General features: G+C 73.7%; 20 protein-coding genes. 12 read left to right on the top strand and 8 right to left on the bottom strand.

The features are described 5' to 3' along the window. Positions 1 to 90: 90 nt before the first annotated feature. The gene (locus DEJ31_RS00985) at positions 91 to 2694 is read right to left on the bottom strand and encodes an ATP-dependent Clp protease ATP-binding subunit (protein WP_111121011.1); all 2604 of its coding nucleotides are present in this window, start codon (positions 2692 to 2694) and stop codon (positions 91 to 93) included. A 96-nt stretch (positions 2695 to 2790) separates the two neighbouring features. After that, on the bottom strand, positions 2791 to 3276 hold the full coding sequence (gene ybaK / locus DEJ31_RS00980; protein ID WP_110902321.1) for a Cys-tRNA(Pro) deacylase: 486 nt from the start codon (positions 3274 to 3276) through the stop codon (positions 2791 to 2793). 67 nt (positions 3277 to 3343) lie between these two features. Between ybaK and DEJ31_RS00975 the strand changes: the two genes are divergently transcribed. Continuing rightward, the gene (locus tag DEJ31_RS00975; protein WP_111121010.1) at positions 3344 to 3652 is read left to right on the top strand and encodes a DUF6412 domain-containing protein; all 309 of its coding nucleotides are present in this window, start codon (positions 3344 to 3346) and stop codon (positions 3650 to 3652) included. 58 nt (positions 3653 to 3710) lie between these two features. Beyond that, positions 3711 to 4457 carry a membrane protein insertase YidC gene (locus DEJ31_RS00970; RefSeq protein WP_111121009.1) on the top strand — a complete coding sequence of 249 codons (747 nt, stop codon included), beginning with the start codon at positions 3711 to 3713 and terminating at the stop codon, positions 4455 to 4457. A 61-nt stretch (positions 4458 to 4518) separates the two neighbouring features. Here DEJ31_RS00970 and DEJ31_RS00965 read toward each other — a convergent pair whose 3' ends face one another. Continuing rightward, positions 4519 to 4788, bottom strand: a complete 270-nt coding sequence (locus tag DEJ31_RS00965) for a hypothetical protein (RefSeq protein ID WP_110902324.1) — start codon at positions 4786 to 4788, stop codon at positions 4519 to 4521. Between the two features lie 87 nt (positions 4789 to 4875). On the opposite strand from DEJ31_RS00965, the gene DEJ31_RS00960 reads away from it, so the two are divergent. Then, complete coding sequence (locus DEJ31_RS00960; protein ID WP_111121008.1) at positions 4876 to 5883, top strand: hypothetical protein; 1008 nt, start codon at positions 4876 to 4878, stop codon at positions 5881 to 5883. A gap of 255 nt (positions 5884 to 6138) precedes the next feature. Continuing rightward, positions 6139 to 7530 (top strand): MFS transporter, encoded by a 1392-nt coding sequence (locus tag DEJ31_RS00955; protein ID WP_111044155.1) that lies wholly within the window; start codon positions 6139 to 6141, stop codon positions 7528 to 7530. A gap of 10 nt (positions 7531 to 7540) precedes the next feature. Here the strand turns inward: DEJ31_RS00955 and DEJ31_RS00950 are convergent, their stop codons facing one another. Then, positions 7541 to 7999 (bottom strand): NUDIX domain-containing protein, encoded by a 459-nt coding sequence (locus tag DEJ31_RS00950; RefSeq protein ID WP_111121007.1) that lies wholly within the window; start codon positions 7997 to 7999, stop codon positions 7541 to 7543. Positions 8000 to 8022: 23 nt separating this feature from the next. On the opposite strand from DEJ31_RS00950, the gene DEJ31_RS00945 reads away from it, so the two are divergent. Then, positions 8023 to 8859, top strand: coding sequence for an alpha/beta fold hydrolase (locus DEJ31_RS00945; RefSeq protein WP_111121006.1), 837 nt, complete (start codon positions 8023 to 8025; stop codon positions 8857 to 8859). A 42-nt stretch (positions 8860 to 8901) separates the two neighbouring features. Here DEJ31_RS00945 and DEJ31_RS00940 read toward each other — a convergent pair whose 3' ends face one another. The 3 genes from DEJ31_RS00940 to DEJ31_RS00930 form a co-directional block, all read right to left on the bottom strand. Beyond that, positions 8902 to 9936: an SGNH/GDSL hydrolase family protein gene (locus tag DEJ31_RS00940; RefSeq protein WP_181433433.1), complete on the bottom strand. Its 1035-nt coding sequence runs from the start codon at positions 9934 to 9936 to the stop codon at positions 8902 to 8904. Positions 9937 to 10089: 153 nt separating this feature from the next. Continuing rightward, on the bottom strand, positions 10090 to 10443 hold the full coding sequence (locus tag DEJ31_RS00935) for a PRC-barrel domain-containing protein (RefSeq protein WP_111121004.1): 354 nt from the start codon (positions 10441 to 10443) through the stop codon (positions 10090 to 10092). A gap of 46 nt (positions 10444 to 10489) precedes the next feature. After that, positions 10490 to 11473 carry a glycosyltransferase family 9 protein gene (locus DEJ31_RS00930; protein WP_111121170.1) on the bottom strand — a complete coding sequence of 328 codons (984 nt, stop codon included), beginning with the start codon at positions 11471 to 11473 and terminating at the stop codon, positions 10490 to 10492. Positions 11474 to 11603: 130 nt separating this feature from the next. On the opposite strand from DEJ31_RS00930, the gene DEJ31_RS00925 reads away from it, so the two are divergent. The 7 genes from DEJ31_RS00925 (at position 11604) to DEJ31_RS00895 (ending at position 18459) form a co-directional block, all read left to right on the top strand. After that, positions 11604 to 12152, top strand: a complete 549-nt coding sequence (locus DEJ31_RS00925) for an HAD-IIIA family hydrolase (RefSeq protein WP_110902331.1) — start codon at positions 11604 to 11606, stop codon at positions 12150 to 12152. Further along, complete coding sequence (locus DEJ31_RS00920) at positions 12149 to 13240, top strand: glycosyltransferase family 9 protein (RefSeq protein ID WP_111121003.1); 1092 nt, start codon at positions 12149 to 12151, stop codon at positions 13238 to 13240. Before DEJ31_RS00925 ends, DEJ31_RS00920 begins: the two co-directional genes overlap by 4 nt. A gap of 64 nt (positions 13241 to 13304) precedes the next feature. Further along, positions 13305 to 14321, top strand: a complete 1017-nt coding sequence (locus DEJ31_RS00915) for a glycosyltransferase family 1 protein (RefSeq protein ID WP_258366059.1) — start codon at positions 13305 to 13307, stop codon at positions 14319 to 14321. Continuing rightward, positions 14321 to 15676 carry a glycosyltransferase gene (locus DEJ31_RS00910; protein ID WP_111121002.1) on the top strand — a complete coding sequence of 452 codons (1356 nt, stop codon included), beginning with the start codon at positions 14321 to 14323 and terminating at the stop codon, positions 15674 to 15676. The genes DEJ31_RS00915 and DEJ31_RS00910 overlap by 1 nt, the downstream gene beginning before the upstream one ends. Then, positions 15673 to 16323, top strand: coding sequence for an SIS domain-containing protein (locus DEJ31_RS00905; RefSeq protein WP_111121001.1), 651 nt, complete (start codon positions 15673 to 15675; stop codon positions 16321 to 16323). The genes DEJ31_RS00910 and DEJ31_RS00905 overlap by 4 nt, the downstream gene beginning before the upstream one ends. Continuing rightward, a complete protein-coding gene (locus DEJ31_RS00900; protein WP_110902335.1) occupies positions 16320 to 17711 on the top strand; it encodes a PfkB family carbohydrate kinase in 1392 nt (463 codons plus the stop codon). Before DEJ31_RS00905 ends, DEJ31_RS00900 begins: the two co-directional genes overlap by 4 nt. Positions 17712 to 17754: 43 nt before the next feature. Then, complete coding sequence (locus DEJ31_RS00895; protein ID WP_110902336.1) at positions 17755 to 18459, top strand: SDR family oxidoreductase; 705 nt, start codon at positions 17755 to 17757, stop codon at positions 18457 to 18459. 241 nt (positions 18460 to 18700) lie between these two features. Here the strand turns inward: DEJ31_RS00895 and DEJ31_RS00890 are convergent, their stop codons facing one another. Continuing rightward, positions 18701 to 19801, bottom strand: coding sequence for a glycosyltransferase family 9 protein (locus tag DEJ31_RS00890; protein ID WP_110902337.1), 1101 nt, complete (start codon positions 19799 to 19801; stop codon positions 18701 to 18703). Positions 19802 to 19818 lie beyond the last annotated feature (17 nt).

Here is a 19818-nt window from a genome sequence, read left to right as displayed (position 1 = left end):
CGGACGACGAACGGCCCGGACGACGAACGGCCGGGACGACGAACGGCCCGGCCCCCGCATGGGGACCGGGCCGTCAGGACCGGGATCGGATCAGACCGTGGCGGGCGTGCCGACCAGTGCGACGAGCGCCCCGTCGACGACGTCGACCCGGACGGTGTCACCCTCGTCGACCGCCCCGTCGACCACGAGCTCCGCGATCCGGTCGTCGACCTCGCGTTGGATCAGCCGGCGGAGCGGACGGGCGCCGTACTCGGGCTCGTACCCGTGCTCGGCGAGCCAGTCCGTGGCGGCGTCGGAGACCGACAGGACCATGCCCTGCGCGGCCAGACGGAACGCGGTGTCCTGCAGGAGCAGCGACACGATCGACCGCAGCTGTCCGCGCTCGAGCTTGCGGAAGAGCACGATCTCGTCGATGCGGTTGATGAACTCCGGTCGCATCGACTCGCGGAGCTTGCCCATCACCCGCTTGCGCAGGTCGTCCTCCTGGTAGCCGAACGGGTCGGTGCCGCCGTCGGTCGCGACGGAGAACCCGAGCGCACCCGAGCGGGACGCCAGGAACTCGGAGCCGATGTTCGAGGTCATGATGACGACCGTGTTCCGGAAGTCGACCGTCCGGCCCTGACCGTCGGTGAGCCGTCCGTCGTCGAGCACCTGCAGCAGCAGGTTGAACACGTCCGGGTGTGCCTTCTCGACCTCGTCGAGCAGGATCACCGAGTACGGGTTCCGACGGACACGCTCGGTCAGCTGTCCGGCCTCGTCGTAGCCGACGTACCCCGGAGGGGCACCGACCAGCCGCGAGACCGTGTGGCGCTCGCCGAACTCGCTCATGTCGAAGCGGAGCATCGCCGACTCGTCACCGAACAGTGACGAGGCCAGCGCCTTGGCGAGTTCGGTCTTGCCGACGCCGGTCGGACCGAGGAACAGGAAGCTGCCGACCGGACGACGGGGGTCGCCCATGCCGGTCCGGCTGCGCCGGACCGCCTTCGCGATCGCGCGCACGGCGTCGTCCTGACCGACCACACGGTCGTGCAGTTCCGATTCCAGGGCGGCGAGTCGGGTCTTGTCGGCGGAGCCGAGGCGGCTCACCGGGATGCCGGTGGCACGCGACACCACGGCGGCGATGTCCGCCTCGGTGATCACGTCGTCGACCGGCTGCGGACGGGTGGCGGCGGCGACGCCACCGGTGGTGGCGGCGGTGATGCGGGCCTCCAGTCCGGCGATCTCGTCGCGGAGGTCGGACGCCTCTTCGTACTGTTCCTCGGCGACGGCGCGGTCCTTCCGGGCCGTGAGTTCGGCGACCTGGGTACGGAGCGTGTCGACGTCGACGTCGCCCGAGCGGGCGAGACGGCGGCGGGCACCGGCCTGGTCGATGAGGTCGATCGCCTTGTCCGGCAGGTGCCGGTCGGTGACGTAGCGGTGGGAGAGTTCGACGGCGGCGCGGATGGCGTCGTCGGCGTAGGTCACGCCGTGGTGCTCGGCGTAGCGGGGGCTGAGGCCGGTGAGGATCGCGACGGCGTCCTCCACGCTGGGCTCCCCCACCGTGACCGGCTGGAAGCGGCGCTCGAGCGCCGCGTCCTTCTCGATCCGGCGGTACTCGTTCAGCGTCGTCGCGCCGACCAGGTGCAGGTCGCCCCGGGCCAGACGCGGCTTGAGGATGTTCCCGGCGTCCATCGACCCGCCCTCGCCACCGCCACCGGCACCGACGACGGTGTGGAGTTCGTCGACGAACACGATGAGCTCCTCCGAGTGCGCGGCGATCTCGTCCATGGCCTTCGTCAGACGCTCCTCGAAGTCACCGCGGTAGCGGGTGCCGGCGAGCATGCCGGGCAGGTCGAGTGCGACGACGCGCTTGCCCTGCAGCAGGGCCGGGACGTCGCCCTCGACGATGCGCTGGGCGAGACCCTCGACGATGGCGGTCTTGCCGACGCCGGGCTCACCGATGAGGACGGGGTTGTTCTTGGTGCGGCGGAGCAGGATCTCGACCGCCTGCTCGATCTCGTCGGCTCGGCCGATCACCGGGTCGATGCGACCCTCGCGGGCGCGGGCGGTGAGGTCGGTGCCGTACTGGTCCAGCGTCGGGGTCTCCGACTGCTGGTCCTGCTGGGCGGTGGTGCCGGGCATGGGACGCCCCTCTCGTGCGGCCTCGGCCGCCTCTTGTGCGTAGGACTGCATCACCTGCGGGGTGACACCGGCGCTCGCGAGCAACTGGCCCGCGACCGTGTCCTGGTCCGTGACGAGCGCGAAGAAGACGTGCTCGGGGTCCGTGTACGTGCTGCCGAACCCGCGGGCCGCCTGAGTGGCCTCGAGCAGGATCCGCTGCGCGGACGAGGTCAGTGCGGGACGGCCCTCGACCGCCTCGCCCGAGGGCATCGGCAGGCGCTGCTCGACCTCGGCGGCGAAGCGCTCCGGGTCGGCGCCCGCAGAGCGCAGGACGGCCGCGAAGGGCTCGGTGCCGACGAGCACGTGCAGGACGTGCAGGGCGTCGATCTCGTGCTGCCCCTGCTCGACCGCGTAGGTCGCCGTCTGCTGGAGCAGCTCGTGGGTACGACGGCTGAGGAGCCGCGTGATGTCGACCGGTCGTCCGAACGGCATGGACCGCTGGGACTGGCCGGGGTTCTGTGAGGCTGCGAGCAGTCGTGCGAGGAACTCGTCGAACGAGTCGTTGCCGCCGGTCGGGCCGAACGTCTGTGGCAAAGGGACCTCCTGAGGAACTTGAGTGCCTTCGGCTCAATGCAACGCAGGGGGACCGTGCTCATTCCCGGTCAGAGGAAGAACTTGCGGCGGATCGACTCAACTCCGGGCGATGGGCGCCGTGCTCGCATCCGTGACCCGCACCAGGTCCGCCGGCGACAACTCGATGTCGAAGCCGCGGCGACCCCCGGACACGAAGATCGTCGGGTGCTCGGACGCCGAGGCGTCGAGCACCGTGCGCAGGCGCGTCTTCTGCCCGACGGGACTGATGCCACCGACGACGTACCCGGTCCGCCGCTCTGCCAGGGACGGGTCAGCGAGCGAGGCCTTCTTGCCGCCGACCGCCGCCGCGATCGCCTTGAGGTCCAGACGGTCGGCCACCGGAACGATCGCCACGGCCAGGTCGCCGTCGACCGACACGACGAGCGTCTTGAACACCTGCTCCTCGCGGAGCCCGAGCGCCGCGGCAGCCTCTTCCCCGAAGTTCGTCGCGCTCTCGTGGTGCTCGTAGACGTGCGGCGTGAACGGCACGCCCGCCCGCTCCAGCGCGAGCGTCGCCGGGGTGCTCGGGGAAGCTGCGCTCATGCCCCGATCCTGCCCCGGTCGACCGTCACGGCCTCGGAGCCACGCGGGCGCTACGCTGAGCCGCACCATGACCGTCATCGAGGTGCTGCTCCGCGGGCTCTCCGCCGTGCACGGCCTCGACCCCGCGGCACTCGGCTCGCTGCCGGCGCTGACCGCCGCCGCACTCGGGCTCGGCGCGGTCGGCATCACCGTGACCGCGCTCGCCGCGGCACTGCTCGTCCTCCGACTGGTCGCGGTCCTGACGGGAGTCGGCGCTCCGGGCGCACCGCGGGCCTCCCGGACGACGCCGGACCTCGTGACCCGGATCGCCTGGAGCGACCCCGACGCCGACGGGCACCCGCGACCGCGGGCACCGGGAGCCGCCCCGGCGGTCTGACACCGATCGGTGTCGGGGCCGCAGACGCTCCCGACCCTCCGATCGAAGGACCTCCGTCATGGACATCACCACCCTGCCCGGCCTCAGCACACTGCTGCGCGCCGGTTCCGCACTCGTCACCAGCCTCACCGACCTGCTCACCCCCGTCGCCGGGACGGCCGCCGCGACGCTCGCCGTGGTCCTGCTGACCGTGGCCGTCCGGGTGCTCCTCGTCCCCCTCGCCGTCCTGCAGGTGCGTGCCGAACGGGATCGGCGTCGTCTGGCACCCCGGATCGCGGAGCTCCGCCGACGGGCGGGGCAGGACACCGCCCGGTTCCAGCGATCGCTGCAGGAGTTGTACACGAGCGAACGGGTGTCGCCACTCGCCGGGTGCCTGCCGGTGCTCGCACAGGCGCCGGTCGTGTCGCTGCTGTACACGCTGTTCACCCACGCGAGCATCGACGGCACCGTGAACACCCTGCTGCGGGCCACCCTGGCCGGCATCCCCTTGGCACAGTCCGCGGTGGCGGTCGTCACGTCGCCGCTGTGGGTCCACGCCTGGGTGGTGCTCCTGCTGCTCCTCGCCCTGGCGGTCGTCGTCGAGGTGACCCGGAGGGCCCAACTCCACTGGAACCCGGTCCCCCCGGCCGGCCCGGTCGATCCGGGTCTGCCCGGCACGGCGGCGATGACCGGGATCGCCCGGTGGGTGCCGTTCGTCTCGGTCGGGTTCGCCGCGATCGCGCCCCTGGCCGCCGCCCTGTACGTCCTGACGAGTGCGGTGTGGACGCTCGGCGAGCGGGCGGTGCTGCGGCGGGTGCTCCGGTAGCGGGCGTGGGCGCGGTCGGACCGGCCGCCCTGCCGCGGCCGCCCCGGCGGCCCGGTCGGCTCTAGCCGCCCTGGCCCTCCTGCTGCGGCCCCTGGTCGACCGGGTCGTACTCGGTGTCGCGGCCCTGCTCCTCCTCCGGCAGCGGGACGTGCCGCTCGGTGCCGCTGCCACCCGGGCTCGTCGCGACGTAGTCGGCCTCGCCGGACTGCGTGTCGTGGCTCAGCGGTTCGAGCGTCTCCTCGTCGACGTCCTGCGGTGTCGAACCGGTGGCGTCGGCGGGGACGGCGGGGTCGGTCTGGTCGGCGGCCTGGTCGTTCTGCGCATCGGTCATCCCTCGGGCGTACTCCCCCCGGTCTGGGTGCGCGCCGTCGGCGTACCGGTGGCAGCATGACAGCAGGCGTGACGACGAGGAGCGCGCATGAGCCGGACCGACGACGACGCGGCAGCACGAGCGCGTCTCGAACACATCGCCTGGGGCGCAGGGTCGACCCCGGCGGACGCGGCGCGCGCCCGCATCGCGCTGGCGGACCTCGACCGGGAGGCACGCAGGCGGCCCGTCACGACCGTCGCCCCCGCCGCGGGGCCGCGTCGGGGTCGTCGTCCTGGTGCGCAGGTCGTCGCGGCTGCTGCGCCGGGCGTTCCGAGCGCGGCACCGGTCGTTCCCGAGGTTGCCCCCGCCCCGGACGTCGCGACCACCCCGGACGTCGCGCCGACGATCCGGACCGCCGGGCCCGACGTCCACCCGACCGGGAGGACGGAGCCCGGAGACGACACCGGCGACGCCGGAGACGCCCCGTCGTCGGTGACCGACGGTGTCGAGCGCGACCAGCCGTCCGGGGCGACCGCCGACGGACGTCGTGGGGCGGGCCTCCCGGTCGGCGGCCTCGCCCACCGTGCCCGGGAGGTGTTCGGGCTGGTCCGGCGGACCGACCGGACCGTGCTGTGGGCGCTCGGGGGCGCCGCCGTCGTGATCGGCCTGGTCGCGGGGACGGGCGTCGGCCTGTCGATCGGAACCCGCAGCACCGCCGAGCCGGCGACCACGGTGACGACGCCAGCAGCGGGGACGGTGACGCTCGAGCAGATGCTCGACCTGCCGCAGACCTACGCCGACCAGCTGCCCGGCGGCATGGACGCGCCGGTGTCGCTGCACACCACCCGACTCGTGTTCACGAACCGGTCGCTGGCCGGCGACGACGCGGCGACGCCCTGGAACGTCTGGGCCGGCGTCGGACGGGACAGCTCGACGATCTGCCTCGTGGCGACGGCCGACCGTCGGCAGGGCACGAGCGCCTGCTACCCCCGGGACGACGCCCTGCACGGGGCGGTCTCGCTCTCCGACACCTCGTCGAGCGGCACGCTCTGGCTGCGGGTCGTGGGTGGCGCGGTCCGTGGCACCGTGACGAGCTCGCCCGCGCCGCTGTACTGATCCGCGGGCACGCTCCGCCCCCCCACCCCCCGAGAGGCCGGGCATTGGAGCGCTCCTGAGAGCATCGCGAGAACGACCTGGGGGTCCTCGCGTGATCGACGCGGGCCGTGCAACACTGGGTGGAGCGCACTCGCCGTGGAGTGGCCAGAACCACATCTCCACATCCCCGCCCACCACCCGCGAGCGCGCCCCGACCGGTCGAACACCCCGTCGTTCCCGCGCGCTCCTCGCACGTCCTCGAGGAGGTCAGCCGCCGTGTCCACCACCAGCAACCGAACCGTCCAGCCGCACACGACGCCGATCACCGTCACGACGTCGTCGGTGATCGGGATCGCCGTCCTCGGCCTCGCCACGTTCTTCGCCATCACCACCGAACTGATGCCGGTCGGCCTGCTCGGCACCATGAGCGAGGACCTCGGTGTCACCGAGTCCACCATGGGCATCGTCATCACGGTGTACGCGGCGGCCGTCGCCCTGCTCGCACTCCCCCTGACCTCGCTCACCGCGAAGCTCCCCCGGAAGACGGTCCTCGTCGCGACCCTCGTCGGCTACACGGTGTCGAACGCGCTCGTCGCCCTGGCCCCGTCCTTCGCCGTGGTCTGCGCCGGACGCGTGGTCGGCGGCATCGCGCACGCCTTGTTCTTCTCGGTCGCCTCGGCCTACGCCACGCGGATCGTCCCGCCCCGGCTCGCCGGCCGCGCCATCGCGTTCGTCTACTCCGGCAGCTCGCTCGGCTTCGTGATCGGCGTCCCCCTCGCCACCGGCGTCGGGCAGTCCGTCGGGTGGCGCCCTGCCGTCGGCGGCGTCGCGGCGTGCGCCGCACTGCTCGCCGTCGTGGCCGCGGTGTGCCTGCCCGCCGTCCGCGGAGCCGCGTCGCCGCACGTCGGCTCGCCGAAGGCCTGGGCGCGCACCGGACTGCTGTCGGTCGTCGTCGCCGACCTGCTGCTCTTCGCCGGACACTACGTCGTGTACACGTACATCGGCCCGTACGTCGTCGACGCCGGACTCGACGTCGGCATGGTCTCGGGCGCCCTGCTCGTCCTCGGCGGCACCGGCGTGATCGGCCTCTGGCTGGCCGGGGTGTTCGTCGACCGGGCTCCCCGCCGGACGCTGATCGCCGCGATCGCCGCGATGGCCGCCGCGTTCGTCGTGATGCCGTTCGCGCACGGATCCCTGGTCGGCACGATGGCCGTCGCCGGCGTCTGGATGGCGGCGAACGGCACGACCGGAACGCTGTTCATGGCCGCCGCCATCCGCACCGGTGGGGTCAGTCCGGAGATCGCAGGTGCCCTGGTCAACGGGGCCTCGAACATCGGCATCGCCGGCGGTGCCGCGATCGGCGGCCAGGTGCTCGGTCTGTCGGGACTGCAGACGCTGCCGTTCGCGGGGGCGCTGGTCCTGGTCGCGGGGCTCTCCGTCGTGGCCTTCGCCAAGCGCGGCTTCCCGGTGCACGCCACGACGCAGCCGCACCTCAGCACGTCGTCGATTCACGTGCTGACGTCGTCGCTCGCCGTCGTCACGAGCTCGATCCCGACCGTCAGCCGGGCGATCCAGACCGTCACCGGGTCCGTCGCCACGGTGCACCGTGCCGCGACCGCGTCCATCCAGACCGCCACGGGGTCGGTTCGGACCGTCCGCGAGCGGTAGCCGGCAGCGCTCAGCCGCGGTACGCCAGGGCGTCGAGTGCGGCAACCTGACCGGCGACGACGAGTCCTCGCGCCTCGGCGAGCGGCACCCAGCGGGCATCGTCGACCTCGGGAACCTCGACGGAACGGCCCGATCCGCGGGGCAGTTCCAGCGACACGGTGTTGCTCCGGACGACCTCGACCACGAAGTCCGGTGCGTCGAGCGTCCACACCGTCACGACCTTGCCGGACGCCTGCCGGAAGTCGCCGAGCAGTTCCGGTGTGCCGCCGGGGGCGGGGACGCCGATCTCCTCGCCGAACTCGCGGAGGGCCGTCGCCAGCGTGTCCTCCCCCGCCTCGATCTCCCCCTTCGGGATCGACCACGCGCGCGGACGTCGACGCCAGAACGGGCCGCCCATGTGGGCGACGAAGACCTCGAGCGACGGGCCGGCGCCGCGGTGCAGCAGCAGTCCGGCAGAGCGAGGGGGCACGGTCGGAGACTACCCTCGCGCGCATGCAGACCATCGAGCTCGGTGACGGCCGTTCCGTCCTGGTCGACGACACCGCTGCCGACCACGGCGCCGACGGCGGCTGGCCGACGCTCGTCTGGCACCACGAGTCTCCCCACACCGGTGTGCTCTTCGAACCGCTGCGGAGCGCCGCCACCGACCGCGGCCTGCGCCTGGTCGCCGTCACCCGCCCCGGGTACGGCGGGGCCGACCCGCTGCCGGGTCGGCGGGTCGCCGACGGCGCACACGACCTCGAGCAGGTGCTCGACGCCCTCGGCATCGACCGCGTCGCCGCGCTCGGTGGCTCCGGCGGCGGACCGCACGCCCTCGCCGCTGCGGCCCTCCTGCCGGACCGGGTCGCCGCGGTCGCGACCCTCGCCTCGCCCGCTCCCTTCGACGACTCGCCCACCTGGTGGGACGGCATGGCGGACGACGGCGTCCTCCGCGCCGCCACCGCCGGACGCCAGGCCCGCATCACCCGGGCAGCCTCCGCCGCCTTCGACCCGTCCCAGTTCGTCGACACCGACTGGGCCGCCCTCGACGGTGACTGGGCCGCACTGGGGCAGGACGCGACGGCGGCGGGCGGGTCGGGCCTCCAGGGCGGGGTCGACGACGACGTGGCGTTCGTGACGTACTGGGGGTTCGCCCTGTCGGCGGTCACTGTGCCGACGTTCCTGGTGCACGGCAGGCGGGACCGGGTCGTCCCGGTGGCGCACGGCCGAGCGCTGGCCGAGGCGATGCCCGGGGCGGCGTACGAGGAGCGTCCGGACGACGGCCACATCGCGGTCCTGTCGACGGTGCCGACGCTGATGGACCGCCTCGCCGAGGTCCTGCGCGCCTGAGATGCCCGACGGCGCCGCGACCCGTCCTGCAGCAGCAGGACGTCAGCCGAGGAGCTCGCGGAGTTCCGCGTCGAGCCGGCCGGTCAGGTACCGGACTCCGGCGGTGTTCGGGTGCAGCGCTCCGGGCTCGAGGTCGATGCTGCTGAACCCGCCGAACGAGTCGAGCGAGACCCCTGACACGTACGCGCCGGACCGGGCGCAGGCCGAGTGGGCCTGGGTCGTGTCGAAGACGTCGACGAAGCGGACCCCGGCGGCGCGGGCGGCGGACTGCCCGACCTCGTCGAGCTGCTCCTGGATCCCGTGCAGCCACCGGACGTCGGTGTCGGTGAAGGGGTACGTGTCCGAGGGGAACCGACCGGCGAGGGTGCCGAGGTCGACGGCAGGCCGGAAGCACCCGCGTTCCGGGGTGTGATCGGCGTCGGGGAAGATCGCCGGGTACCCGACCAGGAGGACCGTGGCGTTCGGGGCCGCCCGACGGATGTCCGCCAGCGTCTCCGCGATGCCCAGGGCGACGCGGCTCTCGATCTTCGCCCCGAGGGTGTCGACCCCGTCGACGTCGAGCGTGCTCCGGCACGATGGTGCGTTCTTGCCGGAGAAGACCGGCCCGGAGGCCGACAGCGCCATGCACGATGCAGCGGTGCCGAACAGGTCGGCGTCGTTGCCACCGATGGTCAGGGTGACGAGCCGGGTGGAGTCGGACAGGGCCTCGATCTGCGGCGGTGCGCCACGCCACTGCGTGCGCTCCCGGACGTCCTCGCTGGTCGCTCCGGCGCACGTGACATCCGTCAGGGCGAGCCCGAATCGTGCTGCGATGCGGTGCGGGTAGTCCCGGCCGGACTGCGCGCAGGCACCGACCGGCAGACCCGTCGGGTTCGCCAGCCCGTACCCGGCCGAGTACGAGTCGCCGAGTGCGACGTACTCGCTGCCCGGCGGCAGGTCCGTCAGTGTCTCGGGTGGGTCGTCGGTCACCGGGAAGGGCTGCGGCACCGGCCACTGCGGTGCGGCGACCGCGGCCTGCGGGATGAGCGCACCTCCCGGCCCACCCACCAGGGCCACACCCGTGAGCACGACGGACACCACGAGCGTGTGCACCACACGGGTGGCGCGCTCGCGAGCACGGGACGGACGGCGCAGGGTGGGCTCCGGGAGGTTCGGGTCAGGGTCGAGCGGACCAGGCTAGCCGGTCGCGCTCGACCCGCCCTGGCACGACGCCGGTCCGGTGGAAAGGACTCAGCGCCGCCCGAGACGACGCTCGCCGCCGACGCCGGCCTGGTAGTCGAGGCCGTAGTGCTGGAAGAGCTCCGGCTCGGTCGCCGCATCGAGCTCGCCGTCGGTCGCGATCGAGGGCGCGTCCTTCACGGTCTTCTTGTCGAACGTCACGAGCAGGTGCTTCGGCGCGACGGTGGCGCCGACGAGCGGCACGAACACGAGCTTCTTGCCCACGACGCCCGTGGTCACCGCCCCGAAGGCCGGCTGCTGCGTCGCCGTGTCGTAGTAGATGCTCTCGAGGTTGCCGATCTTGTCCTCCTGGGCGTCGACGACCGGCAGGCCGATCCAGTCCCGGATGTTGGCTGCTTCGAACACGGCGGCTCCCTTCGACGGCCGGACCGTCCGTGCCGTCGGATCGACGCTACCGATCGGCGCTGGGTGCGGTGACGGCGGGCGTCACGCGCAGTCCGTCGACCGCAGCGAGGACGTCGTCCGCGCTGACGGCGAGGATGGCCGGGTCCGGGTCCTCGGCGAAGACGTCGCCGCGGCGGACGGACGCGTCGGTGAGCACCACGTGCGGGCCCGAGGAGGGCGGCCCCCAGGCCTCGGGTGGCGCCGGGCCGAAGAGCACGACCGAGGGGATCCGGTAGGCGGAGGCCAGGTGCGCCGCTCCCGTGTCGACGGTGACCAGGAGGCTCGCGGCGGCCACGACGGCGGCGAACGGCTGCAGGTCCAGACGTCCGGCGAGGACCGCCGAGTCGTCGAGCCCGGCCAGCTCGGCGACGGCCAGCGCGCGCTCGACGTCGTCCGCGCCTCCCGTCAGGACCACGTGGTGCCCGCGGGCGACGAGTCCGCGGACCACGTCGGCGAACCGGTCGACTGGCCAGTGTCGGGCGCCGTGGAAGGCGCCGACGTGCACGACCGCGGCACCGCGCACGACAGCGGGGACGGCCGGGACCGCGATCGACACGTCGTCCGGGTCGGCGGGCATGCCGTGGGCGGTCATGAGACCCGCCCACCGGACGCGTTCGTGGACGTCGTGCCGCCACTCCGGACCGTCGGGGGCGCCGTGGCCGATCACGCGACGCGCCTGCAGCGCGTCGATGAGTTCGCCCGACTCAGGTCCGGCACCGTGCAGGTTCACGGCGACGTCGACGACGCCGGTCGGCACGTGGATCGGGTGGTCCAGGCCGTGCTGGGCGAGGTGGACGTCGACGTCGGTGACGAGCTCGACGACCGGGGCGAGCCAGGCGGTCGTGGCGAGGGTGATGCGGTGCCCCGGGAAGGCCCGGCGGAGGGCGTGCAGCGCGGGCACGGCGACGAGCAGGTCGCCGAGCTTGATCGCCCGGAGCACGACGAGCTCGGGGCGGCCGTCGGACGGGGGCAGGGTGGGTACGGCGGTCACGTGGACCGACGCTACCGGGACGAGACCGTCCCGTCCGCGGGAGGCAGCACCCTGTCCACCGCGCGCCACGGCTCGCCACGGTTCCGGCACCGGTTGGGCACGAGCGCCGCCGTGCCGGTAGAGAAGGGGTGTGGCTCTCTCCGACCGTCCGCTCCGCGGCGTGCTCTTCGACCGCGACGACACCCTGGTGGTGGACGTTCCCTACAACGCCGATCCGGAACGGGTCGTGCCCGTGGCGGGTGCGGCCGACGCGGTCGCCGCGGCCCGCGCCGCCGGCCTCGCCGTCGGTGTCGTCACCAACCAGTCCGCGATCGCGAAGGGCCTGGCGACCCGGGACCAGGTCGACGCGACGAACGCCCGCGTCGACGAACTCGTCGGGCCCTTCGACGTGTGGGAGGTCTGCCCGCACGACCGCGGCGATGACTGCGCCTGCCGGAAGCCGCGACCGGGCATGGTGCTCGCCGCGGCGGACCGGCTCGGGCTCGACGCCGCCGACCTGGTCGTGATCGGGGACATCGGTGCCGACGTCGGTGCTGCCGTGGCTGCGGGTGCCCAGGGGATCCTCGTGCCGACCGACCGCACCATGCCCGCCGAGGTCGAGGCCGCCACCACCGTCGCCGGCTCGATCGAGGAGGCCGTGGCCCTGGTGCTCGCACGGGCCGCGGGAGGGGCCTCGTGAGCGGGCCGAGCGGTCGCCGTGTGCTCGTCGCGCGGCTCGACTCGTTCGGGGACGTGCTGGTCGCCGGCCCCGCCGTCCGAGCCGTCGCCGCCGGGGCGGACCACGTCACGCTGCTGTGTGGTCCGCAGGGCTCCCCCGCCGGCGCACTGCTGCCCGGCGTCGACTCGCTCCGGGTCTGGGCGGCGCCCTGGGTCACCGAGACCGTCCGGCCGCTCGACGACGCCGTCCTCGCCGAGTTCCGCGCGCTCGTCGCCGAGGAGCGACCCGACGAGGCGGTCGTCCTGACGTCCTTCCACCAGTCGCCGCTGCCGCTCGCGATGCTCCTGCGGCTCGCCGGGGTCCGCCGGGTGTCCGGTGCCTCGGTCGACCACCCCGGCTCGCTGCTCGACGTCCGACTGCGGCCCGGTGAGGACCTGCCCGAGGACGTCCCCGAACCCGAACGGGCGCTGCGCATCGTGGCGGCCGCGGGCTTCGTGCTCCCCGACGGCGACGACGGTCGGCTCCGGGTGCGGCACGACGACGACGCGGTGTTGCCCGACGAGGTGGCGGCACTCGACCGGTACGTCGTCGTGCACCCCGGCGCCAGTGTGGAGGCCCGCTCCTGGCCGCCCTCCGCCCACCGCGAGCTCGTGGCCGCCTACGACCGACTCGGTGTCCCCGTCGTGGTGACCGGTTCGCCCGGCGAGAAGGACCTCACCGCGGAGGTGGCCGGCACCACCGGCATCGACCTCGGCGGTCGCACCACCCCCGCGGTGCTCGCCACGGTCCTGGCCGGGGCCGAGGTCGTCGTCGTCGGCAACACCGGCCCGGCGCACCTCGCCGCTGCCGTCGGTGCCCGGATCGTCTCGCTGTTCTCGCCCGTCGTGCCGGCCGTGAAGTGGGCGCCGTACGCCGAACACGTGGAACTGCTCGGCGACCAGGACGCGCCCTGCCGGCTCTCACGGGCCCGCGAGTGCCCCGTCCCGGGACACCCATGCCTGGCCCGAGTCACCGTCGACGACGTGCTCGCGGCCCACGAACGGCTCGTCGGATGCGCTCTGCGGACGAACGACGACTCCCTGCGAGCAGCACCAGAGACCCGTGGGTAGCGTGCGGCACTGCTTCTCCTTCTGCTCCTCCTCCTCCTGATCGACAGCGACCGAAAGGCAGTGCATGCGGATCCTCGTGTGGCACGTGCACGGCGGCTGGATGGACGCCTTCGTCCGCGGCCCGCACGAGTACCTCATCCCCACGACCCCCGCCCGTGACGGCTGGGGCCTCGGTCGCGGTGGCCGGAGCTGGGGCACGAACGCCGTCGAGATCGCGCCCGAGGACGTCGCCGACGCCGAGGTCGACCTGGTCGTCCTGCAGCGACCGGAGGAGCTCGAGGTCGCCCGCGACCTGCTCGGCGGGCGCGACGTGCCCGTCGTCTTCGTGGAGCACAACGCCCCGCGTGTCGACGTGCCGAACAGCCTGCACCCGTTCCGGGACCGCGACGACGTGACCATCGCGCACGTCACGCACTGGAACGCCCTGATGTGGGACTGCGGCTCGACCCGCACCACCGTCGTCGAGCACGGCGTCGTCGACCCCGGTCCGCTGTACACCGGTGAGCTCGAGCGGTTCGGCGCCGTCATCAACGAACCCGTCCGACGCAACCGCGTCGTGGGCACCGACCTGCTCCCCCGCTTCGGCGCGGTGGCACCGGTCGACGTGTTCGGGATGGGCACCGAGAAGCTCGACGACCTCGGCCACGGTGACCTGCTCGTCGGGATGGGCGACGTCAAGCCCGACCCGATGCACGCGGCCCTCGCCCGTCGCCGGGCCTACGTCCACGCCAACCGGTGGACTTCGCTCGGGCTCTCGCTCATCGAGTCGATGCACATGGCGATGCCGGTGCTGGTCCTCGCCACCACCGACGCCGCACGAACCGTGCCCGCCGAGGCCGGCGCGATCGGGACGGACGTCGAGGAGCTGGTGCGGGTCTCCCGGACGCTGGTCGACGACCCGGACGAGGCTCGCCGACGCGGCCTCGTCGCCCGGGAGGCCGTGCTCGCGCGCCACGCGCTGCCCCGGTTCCTGGCGGACTGGGACGAGCTGCTGGACGACGTGCGGTCACGACACCGGTCCCGGACCGGAGCCACGACCGTCGGTGCGGGGGCTGCGGCACCGCAGGGAAGGAGCATCTGATGAAGATCGCCATGGTCTCGGAACACGCGAGTCCGCTCGCGACCCTCGGCGGGGTGGACGCCGGTGGACAGAACGTCCACGTCGCCGCGCTCTCCGCTGCACTGGCCGACCGAGGCCACACCGTGACCGTCTACACGCGGCGCGACGACGCGTCGCTGCCGGTGCGCGTGCCGCTCCGACCGGGCGTCCACGTCGTCCACGTCGACGCGGGACCGGCCCGGCACGTCCCGAAGGACGACCTGCTCCCCTACATGGGCACGTTCGCGCAGGTCCTGGCGTCGGAGTGGTTCGTCGACCGGCCCGACGTCGTGCACGGCCACTTCTGGATGTCCGGCCAGGCGACCATCGACGCCGTGGGCCAGGTGCAGGTGCGCACCGGAGGCACGCGGATCCCCGTCGTGCAGACCTTCCACGCCCTCGGCGTCGTCAAGCGTCGACACCAGGGTGCCGCGGACACCAGCCCCGTCGAACGCGAGTGGCTCGAGCCCGCCGTCGGCCGGAGCGCCGACCAGGTCGTCGCCACGTGCTCCGACGAGGCGTTCGAGCTGAAGAGCCTCGGCGTGCCGCTGCGGTCCATCTCCGTCGTCCCGTGTGGCGTCGACGTCGAGCTGTTCCGACCGGACGGCCCCGTCGAGGAACGTGGGCGCACCTTCCGGGTGCTCACCGCCTCCCGCCTCGTGCAGCGGAAGGGCGTCGGCACCACGATCGCGGCCGTCGCCCAGCTCGTCGCGGCCGGTCGAGACGTCGAACTCGTCATCGTCGGCGGTGCCGGCACGGCCGGTGCCGACCTGCCGGACGACCCCGAGTACCAGCGCCTCGACGCGCTGGCCCGCGACCTCGGCATCCGCGACCACGTCTCGTTCCGCGGGCAGCTCGCCCAGGAGGCGATGGGCTCGGTGTACCGCAGCGCCGACGTCGTCGTCTGCGCGCCCTGGTACGAGCCGTTCGGCATCGTCCCGCTCGAGGCGATGGCCTGCGGCGTGCCGGTGGTCGCCTCCCGCGTCGGTGGGCTCATCGACACGGTCGTCGAGGACGCCACCGGGCTGCACGTCGAACCCCGTGACGAGGACGGCCTCGCCGCAGCCCTCGGCGGCCTGCTCGACGACCCCGAGCGCCGTGCCGCCTACGGCCGCGCCGGTCGCCGCCGCGCCGAGTCCCGGTACACGTGGCAGAAGGTCGCCACCGACACCGAGCGCGTCTACGAACGGCTCGTCGCCGGCGGTCGGGTCCGTCCCGTCCGTCCGGTCGGCGGCATCGGCACCGCACCCACCACCCGCATCCCGGACGCCGTCCGACCCGCCGAGGACGCGCTGGCCGAGGCCGCGCTCCCCATCACCGAGAGGAACGCCCGATGACCATCGAGCAGACCGGGATCGGCACGACCGAGACCCCGACCGTCGACGCCCCGCCCAGCGACGCCTCGACCAGCACCCGCGCGGTGCTCGAGCACATCGCGGCGTCCGTGCCCGTCATCGCGTCCCTCGTCGACCACAGCGACCGCATCGCCGCTTGGGCGGACGACATCGCCGCCCGTCTGGTGGCCGGGCGTCGCCTGCTCGCCGCGGGCAACGGCGGTTCGGCGGCCGAAGCGCAGCACCTGACCTCCGAGCTCACCGGCCGCTTCGACGGTGACCGACCCGCGTACTCGGCGATCTCGCTGCACGCCGAGACCTCCGCCGTCACCGCGATCGGGAACGACTACGGCTTCGAGCAGGTCTTCGCCCGTCAGGTCCGCGCACACGCCCGCGCCGGTGACGTCGTCGTCCTCCTCAGCACCAGCGGCAAGAGCCCGAACCTGCTCGCCGCCGCGGCAGCCGCCCGGGACGCCGGAGCGCGGTCGATCGCGATGACCGGTGCGCTGCCGAACCCGCTCGCCAGCGCAGTGGACGACGTCATCGCCATCGACGGCCCGTCCGCCAACGTGCAGGAGGCGCAGCTCGTCCTCGTGCACGCCCTCTGCCGGGCCATGGAGCCCGCGCTCCGCCGAGGAGGCACCCGATGACCGACCGTCGACTCCGCATCGTCGTCGTCGGCGACACGCTGCTCGACGTCGACGTCAGCGGCACCAGCGATCGTCTCAGCCCGGACGCGCCGGTCCCCGTCGTCGACGTCCGCTCGGACCAGCGCCGCGCCGGTGGTGCCGGTCTCGTCGCGACCATGCTCGCGAAGGACGGTCACGACGTCTCGCTGGTCACCGTGCTCGGTGACGACGCCCACGCGGACCAGCTCCGGTCGTTGCTCCCCGGCGTCCGCATCGTCGACGGCCCCTCCGGCGCGCCGACCCCGGTGAAGACCCGGGTCCGCGTCGGCGAGCACGCCCTGGTCCGGATCGACGAGGGCTGCGACACCCCGCCGGTCCCCGCCGTGACGCCCGCCATGCGCGACGCCCTCGACGGCGCCGACGCGGTCATCGTCGCCGACTACGGACGCGGGCTCACCGAGGCGGCCGAGATGCGTGCCGCGCTCGCTGCGGTCGTCGGGCACACGCCCGTCGTCTGGGACCCGCACCCGAAGGGCGCCACCCCCGTCGCCGGCACCACCGTCGTCACGCCGAACGCCAGCGAGGCGCACCGGTTCACCGGCATCGTCGGCAGCGGGGTCGCCTTCGCGACGGACGCCGCCGCGGACCTCGTCGCCCGTTGGGACGTCCGCGCCGTCGCCGTCACGATGGGCGACCGCGGGGCACTGGTCGGCAGCCGCACGCCCCGCGGCGCCGACTCCCGGTTCGTCCCCGCTCCGTCCGTCACGGCCGGCGACCCCTGCGGTGCCGGCGACCGGCTCGCTGCCGGGGTCGCCGTCGCCCTCGCCGACGGAGCGGAGATCGCCGACGCCGTCACGGCCGGGGTCGAGGCCGCGTCCGCGTACCTCGCCGCCGGTGGCGTCGCCTCGCTCGTCGAGGGCGCGCCACCGGCACCGATCGCCGTGCCCGGTGCGGACCGGGACGCACTGCGTGTCGTCCACGAGGTCCGTGCCTCCGGCGGCGTCGTCGTCGCGACCGGCGGCTGCTTCGACCTGCTGCACGCTGGACACGCGCGCACCCTGTCGGCAGCGCGGGCACTCGGCGACTGCCTGGTCGTGTGCCTGAACTCGGACGATTCGGTCCGGGGGCTCAAGGGCCCGGACCGGCCGATCATGGGCCAGGACGACCGAGTCGAACTCCTCCTCGCACTGGACTGCGTCGACGCCGTCGTCGTGTTCGACGAGTCCACCCCCGACGAGGCGCTCCGTCGCTTCCGCCCGGACGTCTGGGCGAAGGGCGGCGACTACACCGCGGACGAACTGCCCGAGTCCGTGACCCTCGCCGAGTGGGGTGGACGGGTCGTCACCGTGCCGTTCCACCCAGGCCGCTCCACCACCCGGCTCGCCGCCGCGATCGAACGTGTCGGCTGAGCCCCACCGCTCTCCATCTGCCCCACCACAGCAAAGGACATCCATGCCCGTCCCCACCACCCCCATCGGCCGCGTCCTCGTCACGGGCGGCGCCTCCGGACTCGGCGCAGCCGTCGTGGCCGCCGTCACCGAGGCCGGCGGCACCCCGATCGTCCTCGACCTGCGCATCGACGCCGTCCCCGAGGGCGTCGACGCCGTCGCCGTGGACGTCTCGGACACCGACGCCGTCGAACGTGCTGTCACCGAAGCGGTCGAGCGCCACGGTGGCCTGGACGCCGTCGTGACCGCGGCGGGGATCGACACACCCGCTCCGATCGACGCCATCTCGTCGGGCAACTGGGAGAAGATCGTCGGCGTCAACCTGATCGGCACCGCGTCGACCGTGCGCGCCGCACTGCCTGCGCTCGAGGCGACGCACGGCCGGGTCGTCACTATCTCGTCGTCGCTCGCCCTGCGCGGCGTCGGCCACGGCACCGCCTACTCGGCGTCGAAGTTCGGCGTCCGCGGGTTCTCGCAGGCCCTCGCCGCGGAGACCGCCGGCCGCGTCGGCGTCACCAACGTGATCCCCGCCGGCATGCGCACCAACTTCTTCGCGGACCGGACCGAGCAGTACAAGCCGGGTCCGGACGCACAGCTCATCGAACCGGAGTACGTCGCGAACTCGATCATCTTCGCCCTCTCGCAGCCGGCCGGGTGCGAGATCCGCGAGCTGTCGATCATGCCGGCGACTGAGCCCAGCTGGCCCTGAGCCGTGCACACGACCGGCGCATGCGCCTGACGGACGGGAGGCCCGGTACCAGCTGGTACCGGGCCTCCCGTCCGTCTGCGGTCGCGCCGTGCCGCCGCCCGCCAGCCCGCCGCCGAGGTCGCACGAGCTGCTGCCCGGACGGCCTACCGGCAGCCGATCGTGCACCCTCGGCGAGGGGCGCGCGGCACGTCGTGCGACCTCGGGAGGCCCACACCGGCCCCGACGGACCGGCCCACCGCCGTCAGTTGGTGGCGAGCAGGTCCTCGACGTCCGCCAGGACCCGGTCCGGGGTGATCTCGTCGACGAACGACGGGTCGTGCTCGCACCGCTCGGCGCTCCACCCCACCTGCGTGACGTCGACGTCGCACACCGGGCACCGGGTGACGAAGCTCATCAGGACCCGGTGCCGTCCGCGGTCGAGCGGCCCGGCGTTGATGACGTTGCCGAACCAGAAGACGCCGACGGTCGGGGTGCCGACCGCGACGGCGAGGTGCCGCGGACCGGAGTCGTCGCCGACCATGACGTCGGCGGCACCGAGCACGGCGGGCAGTTCCGGCAGCGGCAGGGTGCCGGTGAGGTCGTGCAGGCGGGCGGCAGCCTCGGGCCCGACCGCCTCGGACACCGACGCCCGAATGGTGGTCGCGGCCGGCCGGTCCGAGTCGTCCCCGACGAGGACGACGTCGTCGCCGGCCTCGAGTCGGGCGACCGCGACGGCAGCGAACCGCTCCGGGCTCCAGCGCCGGCGGGGGTCGGTGGCACCGGGGTGCATCGCGACGAGTCGGCCGGTGACGCCGAGGCGCTGCCGGACCGCGGCCCGCTCGTCGTCCGTCACGGAGAGGCGCGGGTCGAGCGTGACGGGTTCGGCACCGGCGAGCCCGACGACCTCGAGCGCGCGGAGCACCTCGTGCTGGTAGTAGACGTAGCGGACCCAGCGCTCCGTGGGGGTGGCGTCCTCGGTGGCGGTGCCGATCGAGTGCGCGGCGCCCAGGCGGAGCAGGAACGGGTTCGAGTTCCGGCCACCGCCGTGCAGCTGCACCGCCAGGTCGAACCGGCCGTGCAGGCGGGCGAAGAAGTCCTCTGTGTCCGGGGCGTCGTCGCCGCCGTCCCGGACGCCCGGCGACACGGGCAACTCCTCGACGGCGTGCACGACGTCGGAACGGCCGGCGAGCAGCACCCGGGCCATCGGGGTGCCGAGCAGGGTGATACGCGCCTCCGGGTACGCGGCGGCCAGGGCCTCGATCGCCGGCATGGCGAACATGAGGTCGCCGAGTCCCCCGCCCCGGAGCACCGCGATCTCGCGGACCCCCTCGAAGCGATCGCCGCCACGTCCGATCTGCACCACGCCTGTCGTCCTCCTCG

The sequence above is a fragment of the Curtobacterium sp. MCPF17_031 genome (genome assembly GCF_003234035.1).
Taxonomy (GTDB): Bacteria; Actinomycetota; Actinomycetes; order Actinomycetales; family Microbacteriaceae; genus Curtobacterium.
Note: the sequence above shows the minus strand (reverse complement) of the source record. Positions and strands in the feature narration are given on the sequence as shown.